This is a genomic window from Bradyrhizobium sp. HKCCYLRH3061 (assembly GCF_051168015.1).
GTDB lineage: Bacteria > Pseudomonadota > Alphaproteobacteria > Rhizobiales > Xanthobacteraceae > Bradyrhizobium.
Genome location: NZ_JBNPUE010000001.1, coordinates 302,197 through 319,093 on the forward strand (window position 1 = coordinate 302,197; position 16,897 = coordinate 319,093).

The following is a 16,897-nucleotide window of genomic DNA, read 5'->3' on the forward strand; positions in this document are numbered from 1 at the left end:
GGGATCGGGAACGCGGGCGTCGACGTGGCACGCAGATATTCGGGAGAGGGCATGTTCAGGCGGTTCATGCCGCATATTCTGGTCGTTGTTGCGCTGCTGACGGTCGGCCTGTCGGGGGGCCACGAGCTGTTGAGCAACGCCCTCGTCGATCTGCGCTTACGCCTCGACACCCGCCCCGCCAGCGGCGAGATCGCGGTGGTCGCGATCGACCCGCGCTCGATCGAAGCCATCGGCGTCTGGCCGTGGCCGCGGAGCCAGCATGCGCGCCTGCTGGAGCAGTTGCAGCGCGCCGGCGTCCGCGACGTCGCCTTCGACGTGGATTTCAGCACGCCGTCCGAGGCAGCCGGTGATGAGGCCTTCCTCACCGCGCTGCAGAACGCCAAGAGCTCGGTCGTGCTGCCGGCCTTCAGGCAGCTCGATGCGGCGGGGAAGGACACCGCCATTCACCTCAACCGGCCGCTGCCGCAGTTCGAGCAGCTCGCATGGTCGGCTTTCGTGAACGTCGAGGTGGCGCGCGATGGCCGCGTCAGAAGCTACGCTTTCGGTGAATATTGCGACACGGGCGGCGCGAAAACCTTCCTGCAGTCCATGGGTGCGTTCCTCGCCGGCAGCGACGCGGTCAAGAACAGCTCTTTCCTGGTCGACTACGGCATCGATCTGTCGTCGCTGCCGCGGGTGTCGTATGTCGATGTCGTCCGCGGCGACGCGGCGGCACTGGCCAGGCTCAAGGACAAGCGGGTGATCGTCGGCGCCACCGCGATCGAGCTCGGCGACTATTACAGCGTGCCGAACGGCCGCGTCCTGCCCGGCGTCATGCTGCAGGCGCTGGCGGCCGAGTCCATCGTTCAGCACCGCACCCTGCTCTCGACGTCGACGGCGGCCACGATGGCGGGCGTGCTGCTGATCGTCATCATCATGCTGGCGAGCTGGCGGCACCTCTCGGCGGCGCGGCGCGCGCTGCTGATCGCCATGATCAGCGTCCTGATTGAGGCCGTGGCGCTGCTGCTGCACGACCGCTACGCCGTGGTGCTCGACACCTCGCTGCTGCAGATCGCGCTGGTCGCCTATCTCGCGGCCACCGCCCTCGACGAGATCGACTTCCGCGGCCTGCTGCGGCACGTCGCCGAGAGCCGTTTCGAGCGGATCGCGATGTCGATCGGGGACGGGCTGGTCTGTACCGACCGCAACCGGCGGATCACGGTGTGGAATCCGGGCGCGGTCGCGATCTTCGGCTACGGTGCCGACGAGATCATCGGCCAGCCCTTTGCGCGTCTGCGCGCCGACGGCAGCGACACCCATGACCTGTTTCCGCAGCAGGAGGCGGCGCTGCCGGCGACGTTGATGCCCGACGGCTCCACGATCGAGTTCGACGGCCGGCGCAAGGACGGCGAGGTATTTCCGGTCGAGGCGAGCTTCTCCGCCTGGCAGGGCGCCGACGGCCTGCAATATGGCGTGATCCTGCGCGACATCTCGGCGCGCAAGCGCGAGGCCGAGCGCATCCGCTACCTCGCCGAGCACGACACGCTGACCGCGCTGATCAACCGCAACACGCTGCAGAGCGAGCTCGCCGCCATGATCGCGACCGCGGATGCCGCGGCCGACCGCGTGGCGCTGCTGGTGATCGGGCTCGATGCCTTCCAGCGCATCAATGACACGCTCGGCCACGCCTTCGGCGACAGCGTCTTGCGCGCGGCGGCCGAGCGGCTCCACACCGAGATCGGCGGCATGGGCCGCGTCGCCCGGCTCAGCGGCGACGAGTTCGCGCTCGCCATTCCCTGCTCCGCCATCGGCGGCACCGTGGCCGAGCTCGCCGATCATCTGTCGCATTTGTTCGAGGCGCCGCTGGACGCGGGCACGCGTCACCAGCGCGTCAAGGTCACCCTCGGCATCGCGGTGCATCCCGAGGGCGGGCACTCGGCAGACGAGCTGCTCAGCAACGCCCACCTTGCCCTCTGTCGCGCCAAGATGGACCGGCAGGGCAGTCATGTGCTGTTCGAGAGCGCCATCCGCCACGAGCTCGAGCAGAGATTGACGCTGGAGGCCGAGCTCGCGCTCGCCGTCGAGCGCAACGAATTCGAGCTGTTCTACCAGCCGCAAGTGGAGCTGTTGGGCGGCCGCGTGATCGGCGCCGAGGCGCTGATCCGTTGGCGTCACCCGACCCGCGGCCTCGTGCCTCCGGGTGATTTCATTCCGGTCGTCAACACCTCGCATCTGTCCGAGGCGGTCGCGACCTGGGTCATGGCCACCGCCTGCCGGCAGGCGCGGGACTGGCAGCTCGCCGGCCACGACATTCGCGTCGGCGTCAACCTCTCGCCGTCCCAGTTCCAGTCCGGCGACCTCGCGGCCTTCGTCAGCAAGCTGCTCACCTCGACCGGCCTGTCGCCGCGCCTGCTCGAGCTCGAAGTCACCGAGGACATCCTGCTGCACGACGAACCCGGCGTGCTGCAGACGTTCAACCGGCTGCAGGCACTCGGCGTCAGCCTGGTGTTCGACGATTTCGGCACCGGCTATGCAAGCCTGAGCTATCTGAAGAAATTCCCGCTCGACGGGCTCAAGATCGACCGCTCCTTCGTGCGCGACGTGCTGACCCAGGCCGACGACGCGGCCATCGTCGGCTCGACGGTCAGCCTGAGCAAGCAGCTCGGCCTGTCGGTGATCGCCGAGGGCATCGAGAACGCGGCGACGGCCGAGTTCCTGCTGCGGCTCGGCTGCGAGCAGGGACAAGGCTATCACTTCGGCAAGCCGATGCCGGCAGCGGATTTCACGCAGCGGTTCCTGCAGGTGCACGAGGACACACGCCAAGCCGGCGCGGCGTGAGGTGAGATGGCGGGATTGATGCGAGCGGATGGGCCATGCGTGTGCACGCTCGCATCTCTCGCGTGTCGAGCACTAATCCACCGTTATGTCCGGGCGCCCAGTTCAAGGTTGGGCCCATGCGAGCGCCTGACTCACTGATCCGTCATGGCCGGGCTTGACCCGGCCATCCAGCTCCTTGAACGGCTTTCCGTTGAAGGGATGGATGCCCGGGTCAAGCCCGGGCATGACGAGCTGACTAGCGGGTGCCACGGACGAACGAGAGAGTGCGATGAGCGCTTCGCGCTCAGCCCTTCTTGCCGCCCTTGCCTTCGCTCTCGAGCGCCTTGCGCACCGCCTTGAACTCCTCGCGCGAGCCGGCGTCGACGCGCGGAAAATGCAGGTCCAGGCCATCCAGCGCGGCGACGATGGTCGAGCCGATGACGACACGGGCGAACCATTTGTGGTCGGCCGGAACGACATGCCACGGCGCATAGGGCGTCGAGGTGTGGCGCACGATGTCCTGATAGACCGCCTGGTAGCGATTCCACCTCGCGCGCTCGGTGACGTCGCCCATCGAGAACTTCCAGTTCTTCGCCGGCTCCTCCAGCCGGTCGAGAAAGCGCTCGCGCTGCTCCTCCTTGGAGATGTTGAGGAAGAACTTCAGGATCACGGTGCCGTTGCGCGTGAGGTAGCGCTCGAACGCGGAGATGTCCTCGAAGCGCTCGTGCCAGATGTTCTTGGTGACGAGCCTCGGCGGCAGCTTCTCCGCTTTCAGGATCTCCGGATGCACGCGCGTGACCAGGCATTCCTCGTAGTAGGAGCGGTTGAAGATGCCGATGCGGCCGCGCTCGGGGAGCGCGATGGCGCTGCGCCACATGAAGTCGTGGTCGAGCTCCTTGGAGGTCGGCTGCTTGAACGAGGTGACCTCGCAGCCCTGCGGATTGACGCCCTCGAAGATGCTCTTGATCGCGCTGTCCTTGCCGGAGGCGTCCATGCCCTGCAGCAGCACCAGCACCGACCAGCGGTCCTGCGCGTAGAGCTTCTCCTGGAAGTCGGCGAGCCGCTGGCGGTTCTGCTCGATGATCGCCTCGCCCTCTTCCTTGGCGAGGCCGCCCTTGACCTTGGTCTTGTGCGACTTGAGATGAAACTTGTGCCCGCCATCGATCCGGTACGGCGAGATGAAACCATCGAGCTCATCGGCCAGCGTGCGCGGTTTCTTGCTCATGAGGACGGCTCTCCGGGGCTGAATTGCGTTTCGAGAAAGGCGGTCACGAAGCGCGGCATCGCCGCAGTCAGATCATTCCTGCTTCGAACCAGCCGTATCGAGCAGAGTTCCGGCTCGTCCTGGGCCGCGAGGTTGGCCTCGATGCGGCGCTGCAGAGCCTCGCCCATGTCAGGGGCGTCGAGCACGCGCATCAACGCGATCGACGCGCCGGTCACGACACAGTCCCAATGCGCCGCGGCCTGATAGTCCGATGGCGCGAGTCCCGTCTCCTCCTCAACCTCGCGCGCCACGTTAGCGGCGAGATCGAGCACGCCATCGCTGACGTCGTCGAGATCCGGCGTGCCGGCGGGAAAGTACAGCCGGCCGGCATTGGCGGTATGGGCGCCCATCTCGCCGAGCACGAAGGCGCCGTCGGCGGACCGCAGCGCGCCCATGCCGAAGCCGTTGAAGGCGGCGCGATCCGGAAAGCCCCAGTCACGCCACGCCAGCAGGCTCGCGAAATCGGTCTCGAAATAGCTCGCCGAAAAACGTCCGTCCGCGATGCGCGGATTGCGCCCGAGCAGCACACGGCCGTTCCACAGGCCGGGCCTCGCGCGCTGGCATTCCGCGAAATGCGCCGCGATGTCGTCGCGGCGCTGGTTCGCGAACGGCCAGTCCCACGGCTCGACCTTGAGGTCGAGCGTGGTGACGCGCTGGATGACGACGTCCGTCATCCGCTATTTCGCGCCCTTCGCCTGCTCGACGAACTTGTTGGTGAACGTCTTGCTGACGTCGACATTGGCCTTGGCGACGTCGGGCGAGCCGGTCGAGAACACCGCGAGCACGGCGTCGGCGCCCTTCGGATCCATCTTGCCGGTCTGGGAGTACATCGGGATGGTGTTCTTCAGCGCCGCGAGATACAGCGCCTTGTCCTTGCCAACGAGCTCCTCCGGCATCTTCGCCATGATCTCCTCCGGCGTATGCGAATGGATCCAGCCCAGCGTCGCCACGATGGCGTTGGTCAGCGCCTGCGCCTCCTTGTCATGGCCGGCGATCCAGGCCGCCGTCGAGTACAGCGCGCCGCCGGGATATTCGCCGCCGAACACCTCCAGCGTGTCGTGCTGGGTGCGGGTATCGCTGAGGATCTTGAGGTCAGGATGCTTGCCCTGCAGCACGGTGACCGAGGGATCGAGCATCACGGCCGCGTCGATCTGGCCCTGCTCCATCGCCGCCACCGCGGTCGCGCCGAGGCCGACGCCGATCACGGCGGTACCCGACGGATCGAGGCCGTTCTTCTTCAGCATGTACTTCAGGAAGAAGTCGGTCGAGGAGCCCGGCGCGCTGACGCCGACCTTCTTGCCGGCGAGATCCTTGATCGAGCTGATCTCCTTGTTGTGCGACGGCGCGACCACCAGCACCAGGCCGGGATAGCGGTCGTAGACGACGAAGGACTGCATCTCCTGCTTCTTGGCCGCGAGATTGACGCAGTGATCGAAATAGCCGGAGACGACGTCGGCGCTGCCGCCGAGCACCGCCTTCAGCGCATCCGAGCCGCCCTTGAGATCGACCAGCTCGACGTCGAGCCCGGCCTTCTCGTATTCGCCGAGCTGCTTGGCCAGCACGGTCGGCAGATAGCACAGGCAGGCACCGCCGCCGATTGCGATGGTGACCTTGGTGGCCGCGCTGGCGAGACCGGTGCTCAGCGAAAGCGCCAGCAGCGCGCCGGTGACCCGGCCGATGATCTTGTTCATGTGTTTCCTCCGTTCTGTCGTTGGTCAGATTAGGCGTGTTGATGTGGCTTTAGAAGGCTGCGCCACCCACCGCCGTCGTCCCGGCGAACGCCGGGACCCATAACCCCAGGGAGTGGTTTGGGGCACACGGGACGACCCGTCTTTTCCAACCGCGATATCACGCGGTATGGGTCCCGGCGTTCGCCGGGACGACGGCGGAGGATGTGGGAGCACCGCGCCCCTCACCGTCCATCCGCCGCGTCAGGCCGCCACACCAGGAGCCGCCGCTCCACCAGCGTGACGCAGATGTCGATCAGGATGACGAACGCCGACAGCACGAACATGCCGGCGAACACGCCGGCGACGTCGAAGATGCCTTCGGCCTGCTGGATCAGGTAGCCGAGGCCGGCGGCCGAGCCGAGATATTCGCCGACGACGGCGCCGACGACGGCGAAGCCCACCGACGTGTGCAGCGACGAGAACATCCACGACAGCGCCGACGGCCAGTAGACGTGGCGCATCAACTGCCGCTCGCTCATGCCGAGCATGCGGGCATTGTCGCGCACCACGGTCGAGACCTCCTTCACGCCCTGATAGACGTTGAAGAACACGATGAAGAAGACGAGCGTCACGCCGAGCGCGACCTTGGACCAGATCCCCAAGCCCAGCCACAGCGTGAAGATCGGCGCCAGCACCACGCGCGGCAGCGCATTGGCCATCTTGACGTAGGGATCGAACACGGCGGCCACCAGCGGCTTGCGCGCGAACCAGAAGCCGACCAGCACGCCGCCGAGCGAGCCGATCGCGAACGCCAGGATCGATTCCCACAGGGTGATCGCGAGGTGCTTCCAGATCGCGCCGGTCGAGAACCATTTGACGACCTGCGCTGATACGTCGACCGGATTGGAGAAGAAGAATGGCGGAAGCCAGATGCGCCCGAACACCGGCACGGTGGCGAAGAACTGCCACAGCGCAATCGCGACGATGGCGACCAGCAGCTGCAGCGCGAGCAAACCAAGACGCGACATTCAGGCCGCCTCGCGCTGCGTGAGGGGTCCACGGCCGACGCCACTTGCGCCGCTGCGCTCCCTCCCCCCTTGTGGGGGAGGGCTGGGGAGGGGGGTCCCCCAACCACCGGTCTTTCCGGGGTACCCCCCTCCCCCACCCTCCCCCACAAGGGGGGAGGGAGCGCATTGCACGCGCCGAAACAGCGGGGCTCCCACGAAGCTCATTGCCGCCCCCATCACACCGCCTCCGCCTGCTTGTAGGTCTTCTCGACCTCGGACTTCAGCGTCTGCCAGATCTCGCGATGCAGCTCGTGGAACTCGTGTTTCATGCGTACCTCGAAGATGTCGCGCGGGCGCGGCAGGGTCACGCGCCAGTCGCCGATGATGCGCGAGGCGGGGCCGGCCGACATGATGACGACGCGGTCGGCGAGCGCGATCGCCTCCTCCAGATCGTGAGTGACGAACAGCACCGCCTTGCGGTCGGCATTCCAGAGATCGAGCAGCAAATTGCCCATGATCTGCCGCGTCTGCGCGTCGAGCGGCCCGAACGGCTCGTCCATCAGGATGATGCGGGGATTGCGGATCAGCACCTGGGCGAGCCCGACGCGCTTGCGCTGGCCGCCAGACAGCATGTGCGGATAGCGGTTGCCGAAGGCGCCGAGGCCGACCGAGGTCAGCCATTGCTGCGCCTTGGCGGCCGCATCCTTCGACGGCGTGCCCGCGACCTCGAGCCCGATCGCGACGTTCTCCAGCGCGGTCTTCCATGGGAACAACGCATCGGCCTGGAACAGGTAGCCGGCGTCGCGATTGAGGCCGGCCAGCGGCTGGCCGAAGATGCGCACCTGGCCGGCGGCCGGCTTCAGCAGTCCCGCCGCCACGTTGAGAAGGGTGGATTTGCCGCAGCCGGTCGGCCCGACGATGGCGACGAACTCGCCGTCGGCGACGGCCAGATCCGCCGTCTCGACGGCGGTGTAGGTGCGTCCGCCGGCGAGACGGAATGCCACCGTCGTTCGCTCCAGCGCGACCGCGGCGGCCGTGGGCATCGTCACGTCCAAGTTCCTCCCCGGAGAATGGCCGGGACGGCTTAGCCGCTTGCGCGGCGAAGTTCAACGCGCGGCCCGGACGTGCTAGGTCATCTGACTGAGCCCAAGGCCAACACCTCCGCCAACACCCCGGCCAACCGTTCCGCAAGGCCGCATGCCGCGCACGCCGTTCATCGTCTACGCCAACGTCCGCAAGAGCTTTCCTGGTCCGTCGGTCACCGTGACCGCGGTCGACGGCGTATCGATGGAGGTCGCCGAGGGTGAGTTCCTGGCGATCGTGGGCGGCTCCGGCTCGGGCAAGACCACGCTGCTGCGGCTGACCAACCGCCTGATCGAGCTGGACGGCGGCGCGATCCGGATTGCCGGTGAGGATATCGCCGGCCTCGATCCTGTCAGCCTGCGTCGCCGGATTGGCACCGTGTTCCAGAACGGGGCGCTGTTTCCGCACATGACGGTTGCCGCCAACATCGGCATCACCCCCAGGCTGCTGGGGACTCCGCCGGCCGAGATCGCCACGCGCGTCGGCGAGCTGCTCGACCTCGTGCGGCTCGACCGCAAGGCGCATCGCGACCGGCTGCCGCACGAGCTCTCGGGCGGCCAGCGCCAGCGCGTCGGCGTCGCCCGCGCGCTCGCGGCGCGGCCGAAGATCGTGCTGATGGACGAGCCGTTCGGCGCGCTCGATCCGCTGACGCGTGATGCGCTCGGCAGCGACTACCGCGCCCTGCATGAGCAGTTCGCGCTGACCACGATCATGATCACGCACGACATCACCGAGGCCCTGCTGCTCGCCGACCGCATCGCAGTGATGCGCGGCGGACGCCTGATCGAGATCGGCACGCCGGCCGAGCTCGCGGCCAGCCGCGAACCCTACGTGACGGAGCTGATGACGACGCCGCGCCGGCAGGCGGCGCGGCTGGCCGCGCTGCTGCCCGAAAGCGGCGCAGCATGAGCGCCCTGTCCGATCCACGCTTCACCGAGGCGCTGTCGCATCTCCCTGACTATCTCGGCAGCCATCTGCGCGTGAGCCTCGCCGCGCTGGCGCTCGGCCTTGCCGTGAGCTTTCCACTGGCGCTGCTCGCGCGCAATCGCCCTGCCCTGCGCAATCTGCTGCTCGGCGCGGCAAGCGTGGTGCAGACGGTGCCGGGACTGGCGCTGCTGGCGCTGTTCTATCCGCTGCTGCTGGCATTGGCCGCGCTGAGCTTGCGCTGGTTCGGGCTCTCGTTCTCGGCCTTCGGCTTCCTGCCCGCGGTGCTGGCGCTGGCGCTGTATTCGATGCTGCCGGTGCTGCGCAACACCATCACCGGGCTGAACGGCGTCGACGCAAGCCTGATCGAGGCCGCCAAAGGCGTCGGCATGACCGAGCGCCAGGCGCTCACGATGGTGGAGCTGCCGCTGGCGCTGCCGGTGATCATGGCCGGCATCCGCACCGCTGCGGTGTGGGTGATCGGCACCGCGACCTTGTCGACGCCGATCGGCCAGACCTCGCTCGGCAACTACATCTTTGCCGGGCTGCAGACCCAGAACTGGGTGCTGGTCGTGTTCGGCTGCGTCGCCGCCGCCGTGCTGGCGCTTGCCATCGATCAGTTGCTGGCGCTGATCGAGGATGGCCTGCGCAGGCGCAGCCGTGCCCGTGTCGGGCTTGGCACCGCAACCATCGCGCTCATGGTCGGCGCGAGTCTCCTGCCCTCGCTGGCCGGCGGCTCGGCAGGCTACGTGATCGGCGCCAAGACCTTTACCGAGCAATATGTGCTGTCGGCCTTGATCAGCGAGCGGCTGCAGGCATCCGGCCTCTCGGCGACGACGCGCGCCGGGCTTGGCTCCAGCGTGATCTACGAGGCGCTGAAGAACGGCGACATCGACGCCTATGTCGACTATTCCGGCACGCTGTGGGCCAACCAGTTTCACCACAAGGAGCAGTTGCCGCGCGCTGCGCTGCTCGGTGCACTGAAGCGGGATCTCGCCAAGGACAAGGTGAGCCTGCTCGGCGAGCTCGGCTTCGAGAACGCCTACGCGCTGGTGATGCCGCGCAAGACGGCCGAGGCGCTCGGCATCCGCTCGATCGCCGACCTCGCGCGTCACACCAGCGACATGTCGATCGCCGGCGACTACGAGTTCTTCTCGCGCCCGGAATGGGCGGCCTTGCGCGACGCCTATGGCCTCGCCTTCCGCGCCCAGCGCCAGATGCAGCCCGACTTCATGTATGCCGCGGCCGCCTCCGGCGAGGTCGACGTCATCGCCGGCTACACCAGCGACGGCCTGATCGCGAAATATGATCTCGTCGTGCTCGACGATCCCAAGCAGGCGATCCCGCCTTACGACGCGATCCTGCTGCTGTCGCCGAAGCGTGCCCAGGACCGCGCGTTGCAGGATGCGTTACGACCGCTGCTCGGCCGCATCGACATCGCGACGATGCAGCAGGCCAATCTGCGCGCCTCGGGCAGCGACGCGGAGTCCTCGCCGCAGGCGGTGGCGCGCTGGCTGTGGGCGAAGATCGGGAAGTAGATCATCCGCTTTCCGAGTTCTGCCTGATCGCTCCCGACGTCACGACTGCTTGTCCGGCCAATTCAATCGCAATCATCTCGCGCGCGCGAGCCCGATAAGGGCTCTTGCAGAGCGAACGAACGTGTTCGAGCCACAACGCCCCGGGGACCGCGCATATCATCAGTTAAACTTATAAGATTGACTTCATAACTGACCTGCCATAGCCTTGCGGCATGAGCCGACAGTCACCCCGGAAGGTCCCCCCGCCCGCTGCCCATGCCCTGGCTGGCGAGCTGCGGGCGGTCGCCGGCAAGCTGAAGCGCCGGCTGCGCGAGCAGGCTGACGCGGGCGATCTGCCGCCGTCTCAGGTATCGGTGCTGCTTCGCCTCGAAAAAGACGGGCCCACGACGGCCTCGCATCTCGCGCGGATCGAGGGGATGCGGCCGCAATCGATGGGGCCAATCATTGCAGCGCTGGAAAGCGCCGGCCTGGTGCGCGGATCGCCGGACCCGGGGGACGGCCGGCAGACCATCCTTTCGCTGACAGAGGCATGCCGTGTCCGGATCGACGAAGGACGCGCCGCGCGGCAGGACTGGCTGTCGCGCACCATCGCGGCGCGGCTCTCGCCAGCGGAGCAGCAGCAACTCGCTTCAGCCATCGTGCTGCTCAGGCGCCTGGTCGACGACTGACGCGTGACGGCCGCGCGCAAACGCGCGCCGCGTGCAAGAGGAGATCATCAATGGCGCTCACGCAGCTCGATCTGCATACCGCGCTCATCGTTGTCGATCTGCAGAAAGGCATCGTCGGCGCATCCTTGCTGCATCCGATCGGCGAGGTCATCGCATGCGCTTCCGCCTTGGCGGAACGTTTCCGCGCGCTCAGGCTTCCGGTCGTGCTGGTCAATGTCGCCGGCACCGCCCCGGGACGGACCGAGCGGCCGCCACGTCTCACCGCGCCGTTCCCTGCGGACTGGGCCGATCTCATCCCCGAGCTGAACCGGCAACCGCACGACATCGTGGTGACCAAGCGGACCTGGGGCGCCTTCGCCAGCACCGATCTGGAGACACGATTGAAGGCGCGCGACGTGACGCAGGTGGTCGTTGCCGGCGTGGCCACCGGCACCGGCGTCGAGTCCACGGCGCGGCAAGCGTATGAGCAGGGCTTCAACGTCACGCTCGCCGTCGACGCCATGACCGACACGCGCCCCGAGGCGCACCAGTACAGCCTCACCCATGTCTTTCCGCGACTGGGCGAAACCGGCACGTCTGCGGACATCATCCGACTGCTCGACGCGAGGACCCCCCTGACATGACCTGGCTTGATCTCTTTTCCTATTTCTTCGGCGGCGCCTTCCTGGCCAACGCCGTTCCGCATGTCGTCGCCGGCCTGATGGGTCAGCCGTTCCAGAGCCCGTTCGCGAAACCTTCGGGACGCGGCCTCTCCTCGTCGACGGTGAACGTGCTCTGGGGCCTGTTCAACGTCGCCGTCGGCTATCTGCTCGTCTGCCGCGTCGGCGATTTCGAACTGAGAAACACAAGCGATGTCGTGGCTCTCGGCCTCGGCTCGCTCGCCATCGGCCTGATGCTCGCGCGACACTTCGGCGCGCTCCATGGTGGCGATCTGCGGAAGCGATCATGACGGGCAAGGCGCCGGGCATGTTCCGGTCGCTGCACAAGTTCAACTACCGGGTCTGGGCGGCCGGCGCGCTCGTCTCCAATATCGGCACCTGGATGCAACGCACCGCTCAGACTTGGCTGGTGCTGATCCAGCTCACCTCGCATAACGCGTCCGCCGTCGGCACGGTGATGGCGCTGCAGTACGGGCCGCAGCTCCTGCTGTTACCTCTGACCGGCTACGTGGCCGACCATTTCAATCAGCGACGGGTCCTGATCGCCACCCAGGCGACGATGGGAGCGTTCGCGCTCATCCTCGGCCTTCTCACCGTGACCGGCGTCGTCCAGCTCTGGCAAGTCGACGTGTTCGCATTCCTGTTCGGCTGCGCGGCAGCCTTCGACGCTCCGGTGCGCCAGACGTTCGTCGCCGAGTTGGTCGGGAACGACGATTTGCCCAACGCGATCGCGCTCAACTCGACATCGTTCAACGCCGCGCGGATGATCGGCCCGGCAATCGCCGGCATGGTGATCGCCGCGTTCGGCACCGGCTGGGCCTTCCTGATCAACGGCGCGTCGTTCATGGCCGTGCTGGCGTCGTTGAACCTGCTCCGCATCGCCGATCTGCGTCCGAACCCGCGGGCGCAGCACGCCAAGGGAAACGTCCTGGCGAGCGTCACCGCCGGCTTTCACTACGCATGGTCCCACCCGGAGCTCCGGGCCACCTTGATCATGCTCGCACTGATCGGAACGTTTGGGCTCAATTTCCAGATCTTCGTCTCGACGATGGCGATCAAGGTCTTTCACAGCGATGCACGCGGCTACGGCCTGCTGTCCTCGGTCATGGCCGTCGGCACGGTTGCCGGCGCCCTGTTCAACGCCAGCCGGCACAGGCCGAGATTTGGCGCGCTGCTCGCAGGCAGCGGCCTGTTCGGACTAGGCTGCACGCTGGCCGCGCTCGCCCCGACCATCTGGCTGTTCGGCGCCGCGCTCGTCGTCATCGGCGTCGCGGCGCTCATGTTCACCAACACCACCAACAGCCTGATGCAACTTGCGACCGAGCCCTCCATGCGCGGCCGGGTGATGGCGCTGCGCGTCGGCGTCGCACTCGGCGGCACGCCAATCGGCGCACCGATCGTGGGCTGGGTGGCCGACAGCCTCGGCCCGCGCTGGGCGCTCGGCGTCGGCGCGGCGTCAGGTCTCGCTGCCGCGCTCGTTGCTATCGCAGTGATGCGAACGCCGCATCGAACGTGATCTCACATCCCCGGCTCGATCGGCTTCTCGACCGCGCCGCCATTGTCGGCCCAGTCCTTGAAGCCGCCCACATTGAAGACCTTGGCGTAGCCGAGGTCCTTCAGCGCCTTGCCCGCCAGCGCGGCGCGGCCGCCGGATGCGCAGTACAGAATGACGCTCTTGTCCTTGCTGAAATTCTTGTCGTGATAGGGTGAGTCCGGATCGGCGCGGAATTCGAGCATGCCGCGCGAGACGTGGTGAGCGCCTTCGATCTTGCCGCTCTTCTCGACCTCCGGCGCATCGCGCACGTCGAGCACCAGCGTGTTGCCCTTGGCGATCATCGCCTGCGCCTCGGCCGGCGTGATCTTCGGCACCGCGGCGTTGGCGGCTTCCAGCATCTGCTTGACTGAGGTCGACATCGATTTCCTCCCGGACGTTGACGAGACAGCGGTAGCGGTCCGCCGGCCGGTTCACAACCCTCGATCAGGGGACAGGCGCGGGGCGCAGCAAAGGAAACTGCAGCCGCTTTGTCCACATAGTGGACGATCATAGCCGAAAATAACAAGCATATGGACTCCACGGGTGTCATCGGTCATTCTTCAACCATGTCCGTTTCCCGCCCCCTCCCGATCAGCCGCGACCGCGCCGTCGAAACGATGCTCGCGGACAGCGCCAGCGATGCCGCCTTTGCCACGACCCTGGCCAAGGGCCTGTTCGTGCTGGAGGCGTTCGGGACCGGATCGGCGGTGCTCGGCAACATGGACATCTCGGTCCGGACCGGGATTCCACGGCCGACCGTGGCCCGGCTGACCCACACCCTCACCGAGCTCGGCTACCTCTCGTTCGATCAGGCGCTCGCGAAGTATCGCCTCGGCATCCGCGCGTTGCGGATGGCGCATCCGCTGCTCGCCGACATGCCGTTCCGGCAGATCGCGCGGCCGCTGATGCAGGATCTCGCCGCGAGCGTCCGCGGCACGGTGTCGATCGGCCTGCTCGACGGCAGCGCCGTGGTCTATGTCGAGACCGCGCGCTCCGGCGATGTCGGCCCGCATGTTCCGGACATCGGCATGCCGATCTCGGTGGTCGCGACCGCGATGGGGCGCGCCGCGTCGGCGATCCTGCCGCCAGGCGCGGCCGCGCGTTTCGACGCGCAGCTCGCCGCCGGCGACGCCGAGCAATGGAGCGATTTTTCCGCGCTCTATTTCGGCGGCATCACGCAATGTGCCGAGCGCGGTTTCTGCACCTGCATCGGCGAATACATGCCCGCGATTCACGCCGTCGCCGCGCCGCTGCATTACGCGAACAGCTCCGGCCGCGCCTTCGCGATCAATTGCGGCATTCCCGCCTTCCGGCTGCAGCCGGGCCAGCTCGAGGCCGAGATCGGCCCGCGCATCACGGCGCTCGCCGCCAGCATCCGGGCGCTCATCAACGAAGCCGAGCCCGAGATCATCAGGCGCGCGCCGGAGCCGGCGCTTGCGGCCGAAGCCGGCTGAGACAGGTGCATCACGACATGGCCGGGCCACTCCAGGGTTTGCGCGTTCTCGACATCGCCACGATCATCGCGGCGCCGTTCGCGGCCACGCTGCTCGCCGATTACGGCGCCGATGTCCTGAAGATCGAGATGCCGGGCCAAGGCGACGGTGTCCGCACCTTTCCGCCGTTCAAGGACGGCAAGCCGCTGTGGTGGAAGACCGCCAATCGCAACAAGAGCTTCGCGACGCTCGACCTGCGCACGCCCGACGGGCTCGCGCTGTTCAAGCGGCTGCTGCCGCGCTTCGACGTGTTGATCGAGAACTTCCGCCCCGGCACGCTCGATCGCTGGGGGCTGACGAAAGAGGTGCTGTGGTCGATCCAGCCGCGCCTCGTCATCCTGCGCGCCACCGCGTTCGGGCAGGACGGGCCGTACAAGGACCGTCCGGGCTTTGCCCGCATCTTCGAGGCAATGGGCGGGCTCACCTACATCACCGGCGAGGCCGAGGGCGAGCCGACCCATCCGGGCTATCCGATCGGCGATGCCATCGGCGGCACCTTCGGCGCACTCGGCGTGCTCGCGGCGTTGTGGAAGCGGGCGCGCGATCCCGAGGCGCCGGGCGAGGAGATCGATCTGGCGCTGACCGAGGCTGTCTTCCGCTTGCTCGACGTGTTGCCCGTCGAGCACGACCAGCTCGGCTTCAGCCGCAGCCGGATCGGCAATGCCAACGGCTACTCGGCGCCGGCCGCAGTCTATCGCACCCGCGACGATCGCTGGGTGACGCTCGCCGGCTCGACCAACGCGCTCTACGCCGCCAATTGTCGCGCGATCGATCGTCCTGACCTGATCGAGGATCCGCGCTTCGCGAACAATGCCTCGCGGGTGAAGCATTCGGCCGAGCTCAACGCGATCTTTGCCGCCTGGTGCGCGGCGCATGACCTCGATGATGTCGTCGCGCGCTTCACCGCGGCCAAGGGAACGATCGCGCCGATCTACGCGATCGACCAGATCGCGGCCGATCCGCAGGCGATCGCGCGCGAGATGATCACGCGCGTGCCCGACCGCGATTTCGGCTCGGTGGCAATGTCGAACGTCGTACCGCGCTTTGGCAACGATCCCGCGGCGCTGCGCCATGCCGCGGGCGACGTCGGCCAGGACAACCTGGAGATCTATCAGGGCTGGCTTGGACTGTCAGACCAGGAGATGGACGATCTCGCGCGCAGGAAGGTGATCTGACGCGGCGCGAGCAGATACGACCAGGCGCAGCGAAGAACGCGCCGGAGCAGCCCGGACAAGGGATGCAGCAGACAGGGAGATGCGCGATGAGACCGTTGACGATGACGCGCCGTGGCCTGCTCGGTGCCGGAGCCGCGCTGGCCCTGGGCCGCAGCCATCCCGCACGCGCCGAGGGCGAGTGGCCGACCCGCATGGTGCGGCTGATCTGTCCCTATGGCGCCGGAGGCGCCAGCGACATCTCACTGCGCCTTCTGGCGACGGAGTTCGAACATCACCTCGGTCAGCAGTTCATCATCGAGAACAAGCCGGGCGCCGGCAGCCGCATCGCCAACGACGTCGTCGCCCGCGCCGCACCCGACGGCTACACCCTGCTCTACGCCGCTGCGCCCTACGTCACCGCCGAAGCGCTGTTCGGCAAGCTGACCTACGACCCGATCAAGGATCTGCGCCCCGTCGCCGGCACCGTCGTCGCGCCGATCTTCCTGATGATCAGCGCCAACGCGCCGTACAAGACGCTGGCCGAGCTGATCGCCTACGGCAAGTCCAAGCCCGAAGGCCTGACCTTCGCCTCGCCGGGCGCCGGCTCGCAGCCGCATCTCGCCGCCGAGCTGCTGTTCCGCGACGCCAAGGTGACCGGCCTCAACATTCCCTTCCGCGGTGACTCGATGGCCTACACCGAGCTGCTCGCCGGCCGCGTCGACGCGACGCTGACCGCGATCAGCACGGCGCTGCCCTATATCCAGGCCGGCCAGTTTCGCGTGCTCGGCGTCGCCGCCACCGAGCCGAGCGCGATCTATCCGCAGGCGCCGACGCTGCGCGAGCAGGGTCTGCCGAACGTGGTCGCGTCGGGCTGGTACGGCTTCATGGCGCCGGGCGCGACGCCGCAACCGATCGTCGACCGGCTGTCGCGCGAGATCCTCGCCGATCTCGCCGCTCCCGAGGTGAAGCAGAAGCTGTTCGCACAAGGGCTCGACGTGCAGCCGCGCGACCCCACGGCGTTCGGCCAGTTCATCGCCGACGAAACCAAAAAATGGAGCGCGGTCATCCGCGACGCCGCCATCAAGGCCGAATGAGTTTCACAAAAAA

Annotated in this window: 16 protein-coding genes; 10 read left to right on the forward strand and 6 right to left on the reverse strand. The window is 67.4% G+C overall.

The features are described 5' to 3' along the window. The first annotated feature begins 51 nt into the window (after nucleotides 1-51). The gene (locus tag ACQR2C_RS01525) at nucleotides 52-2,817 is read left to right on the forward strand and encodes an EAL domain-containing protein (RefSeq protein ID WP_434880269.1); all 2,766 of its coding nucleotides are present in this window, start codon (nucleotides 52-54) and stop codon (nucleotides 2,815-2,817) included. 283 nt (nucleotides 2,818-3,100) lie between these two features. On the opposite strand, the gene ACQR2C_RS01530 is transcribed toward ACQR2C_RS01525, so the two are convergent. From ACQR2C_RS01530 to ACQR2C_RS01550, 5 genes are all read right to left on the reverse strand, one after another. After that, on the reverse strand, nucleotides 3,101-4,021 hold the full coding sequence (locus ACQR2C_RS01530; protein ID WP_434880270.1) for a polyphosphate kinase 2 family protein: 921 nt from the start codon (nucleotides 4,019-4,021) through the stop codon (nucleotides 3,101-3,103). Next, nucleotides 4,018-4,734, reverse strand: coding sequence for an NUDIX hydrolase (locus ACQR2C_RS01535; RefSeq protein ID WP_434880271.1), 717 nt, complete (start codon nucleotides 4,732-4,734; stop codon nucleotides 4,018-4,020). The genes ACQR2C_RS01530 and ACQR2C_RS01535 overlap by 4 nt, the downstream gene beginning before the upstream one ends. 3 nt (nucleotides 4,735-4,737) lie before the next feature. Beyond that, nucleotides 4,738-5,751: an ABC transporter substrate-binding protein gene (locus ACQR2C_RS01540; RefSeq protein ID WP_434880272.1), complete on the reverse strand. Its 1,014-nt coding sequence runs from the start codon at nucleotides 5,749-5,751 to the stop codon at nucleotides 4,738-4,740. Between the two features lie 221 nt (nucleotides 5,752-5,972). Continuing rightward, nucleotides 5,973-6,758 (reverse strand): ABC transporter permease, encoded by a 786-nt coding sequence (locus ACQR2C_RS01545; RefSeq protein ID WP_315805591.1) that lies wholly within the window; start codon nucleotides 6,756-6,758, stop codon nucleotides 5,973-5,975. Between the two features lie 215 nt (nucleotides 6,759-6,973). Further along, nucleotides 6,974-7,780 (reverse strand): ABC transporter ATP-binding protein, encoded by an 807-nt coding sequence (locus ACQR2C_RS01550; protein WP_434848273.1) that lies wholly within the window; start codon nucleotides 7,778-7,780, stop codon nucleotides 6,974-6,976. Nucleotides 7,781-7,934: 154 nt separating this feature from the next. Here ACQR2C_RS01550 and ACQR2C_RS01555 point away from each other — a divergent pair, with 154 nt between their 5' ends. From ACQR2C_RS01555 to ACQR2C_RS01580, 6 genes are all read left to right on the forward strand, one after another. Further along, on the forward strand, nucleotides 7,935-8,729 hold the full coding sequence (locus ACQR2C_RS01555) for an ATP-binding cassette domain-containing protein (protein ID WP_315805590.1): 795 nt from the start codon (nucleotides 7,935-7,937) through the stop codon (nucleotides 8,727-8,729). Next, nucleotides 8,726-10,282 carry an ABC transporter permease/substrate-binding protein gene (locus ACQR2C_RS01560; protein WP_434880273.1) on the forward strand — a complete coding sequence of 519 codons (1,557 nt, stop codon included), beginning with the start codon at nucleotides 8,726-8,728 and terminating at the stop codon, nucleotides 10,280-10,282. The genes ACQR2C_RS01555 and ACQR2C_RS01560 overlap by 4 nt, the downstream gene beginning before the upstream one ends. Nucleotides 10,283-10,494: 212 nt before the next feature. Continuing rightward, nucleotides 10,495-10,950 carry a MarR family winged helix-turn-helix transcriptional regulator gene (locus ACQR2C_RS01565; RefSeq protein WP_316239592.1) on the forward strand — a complete coding sequence of 152 codons (456 nt, stop codon included), beginning with the start codon at nucleotides 10,495-10,497 and terminating at the stop codon, nucleotides 10,948-10,950. A gap of 50 nt (nucleotides 10,951-11,000) precedes the next feature. Next, the gene (locus ACQR2C_RS01570) at nucleotides 11,001-11,573 is read left to right on the forward strand and encodes an isochorismatase family protein (RefSeq protein WP_434848268.1); all 573 of its coding nucleotides are present in this window, start codon (nucleotides 11,001-11,003) and stop codon (nucleotides 11,571-11,573) included. Next, nucleotides 11,570-11,899, forward strand: a complete 330-nt coding sequence (locus tag ACQR2C_RS01575) for a hypothetical protein (protein WP_315805586.1) — start codon at nucleotides 11,570-11,572, stop codon at nucleotides 11,897-11,899. Before ACQR2C_RS01570 ends, ACQR2C_RS01575 begins: the two co-directional genes overlap by 4 nt. Beyond that, nucleotides 11,896-13,125, forward strand: coding sequence for an MFS transporter (locus tag ACQR2C_RS01580; protein WP_434880274.1), 1,230 nt, complete (start codon nucleotides 11,896-11,898; stop codon nucleotides 13,123-13,125). The genes ACQR2C_RS01575 and ACQR2C_RS01580 overlap by 4 nt, the downstream gene beginning before the upstream one ends. A 2-nt stretch (nucleotides 13,126-13,127) precedes the next feature. Here ACQR2C_RS01580 and ACQR2C_RS01585 read toward each other — a convergent pair whose 3' ends face one another. Further along, on the reverse strand, nucleotides 13,128-13,523 hold the full coding sequence (locus ACQR2C_RS01585) for a rhodanese-like domain-containing protein (RefSeq protein WP_434880275.1): 396 nt from the start codon (nucleotides 13,521-13,523) through the stop codon (nucleotides 13,128-13,130). Between the two features lie 186 nt (nucleotides 13,524-13,709). Here ACQR2C_RS01585 and ACQR2C_RS01590 point away from each other — a divergent pair, with 186 nt between their 5' ends. From ACQR2C_RS01590 to ACQR2C_RS01600, 3 genes are all read left to right on the forward strand, one after another. Further along, the gene (locus tag ACQR2C_RS01590; protein ID WP_434880276.1) at nucleotides 13,710-14,597 is read left to right on the forward strand and encodes an IclR family transcriptional regulator; all 888 of its coding nucleotides are present in this window, start codon (nucleotides 13,710-13,712) and stop codon (nucleotides 14,595-14,597) included. Between the two features lie 17 nt (nucleotides 14,598-14,614). Next, a complete protein-coding gene (locus tag ACQR2C_RS01595) occupies nucleotides 14,615-15,811 on the forward strand; it encodes a CaiB/BaiF CoA transferase family protein (protein WP_316183555.1) in 1,197 nt (398 codons plus the stop codon). Between the two features lie 86 nt (nucleotides 15,812-15,897). Further along, on the forward strand, nucleotides 15,898-16,884 hold the full coding sequence (locus tag ACQR2C_RS01600; protein WP_434880277.1) for a Bug family tripartite tricarboxylate transporter substrate binding protein: 987 nt from the start codon (nucleotides 15,898-15,900) through the stop codon (nucleotides 16,882-16,884). Nucleotides 16,885-16,897 lie beyond the last annotated feature (13 nt).

Excerpts from the sequence above, each read along its gene's own strand:
- ACQR2C_RS01525 (WP_434880269.1), top strand. The coding sequence starts at position 52 with ATGTTCAGGCGGTTCATGCCGCATATTCTGGTCGTTGTTGCGCTGCTG.
- ACQR2C_RS01530 (WP_434880270.1), bottom strand. The coding sequence starts at position 4,021 with ATGAGCAAGAAACCGCGCACGCTGGCCGATGAGCTCGATGGTTTCATC.
- ACQR2C_RS01535 (WP_434880271.1), bottom strand. The coding sequence starts at position 4,734 with ATGACGGACGTCGTCATCCAGCGCGTCACCACGCTCGACCTCAAGGTC.
- ACQR2C_RS01540 (WP_434880272.1), bottom strand. The coding sequence starts at position 5,751 with ATGAACAAGATCATCGGCCGGGTCACCGGCGCGCTGCTGGCGCTTTCG.
- ACQR2C_RS01545 (WP_315805591.1), bottom strand. The coding sequence starts at position 6,758 with ATGTCGCGTCTTGGTTTGCTCGCGCTGCAGCTGCTGGTCGCCATCGTC.
- ACQR2C_RS01550 (WP_434848273.1), bottom strand. The coding sequence starts at position 7,780 with ATGCCCACGGCCGCCGCGGTCGCGCTGGAGCGAACGACGGTGGCATTC.
- ACQR2C_RS01555 (WP_315805590.1), top strand. The coding sequence starts at position 7,935 with ATGCCGCGCACGCCGTTCATCGTCTACGCCAACGTCCGCAAGAGCTTT.
- ACQR2C_RS01560 (WP_434880273.1), top strand. The coding sequence starts at position 8,726 with ATGAGCGCCCTGTCCGATCCACGCTTCACCGAGGCGCTGTCGCATCTC.
- ACQR2C_RS01565 (WP_316239592.1), top strand. The coding sequence starts at position 10,495 with ATGAGCCGACAGTCACCCCGGAAGGTCCCCCCGCCCGCTGCCCATGCC.
- ACQR2C_RS01570 (WP_434848268.1), top strand. The coding sequence starts at position 11,001 with ATGGCGCTCACGCAGCTCGATCTGCATACCGCGCTCATCGTTGTCGAT.
- ACQR2C_RS01575 (WP_315805586.1), top strand. The coding sequence starts at position 11,570 with ATGACCTGGCTTGATCTCTTTTCCTATTTCTTCGGCGGCGCCTTCCTG.
- ACQR2C_RS01580 (WP_434880274.1), top strand. The coding sequence starts at position 11,896 with ATGACGGGCAAGGCGCCGGGCATGTTCCGGTCGCTGCACAAGTTCAAC.
- ACQR2C_RS01585 (WP_434880275.1), bottom strand. The coding sequence starts at position 13,523 with ATGTCGACCTCAGTCAAGCAGATGCTGGAAGCCGCCAACGCCGCGGTG.
- ACQR2C_RS01590 (WP_434880276.1), top strand. The coding sequence starts at position 13,710 with ATGTCCGTTTCCCGCCCCCTCCCGATCAGCCGCGACCGCGCCGTCGAA.
- ACQR2C_RS01595 (WP_316183555.1), top strand. The coding sequence starts at position 14,615 with ATGGCCGGGCCACTCCAGGGTTTGCGCGTTCTCGACATCGCCACGATC.
- ACQR2C_RS01600 (WP_434880277.1), top strand. The coding sequence starts at position 15,898 with ATGAGACCGTTGACGATGACGCGCCGTGGCCTGCTCGGTGCCGGAGCC.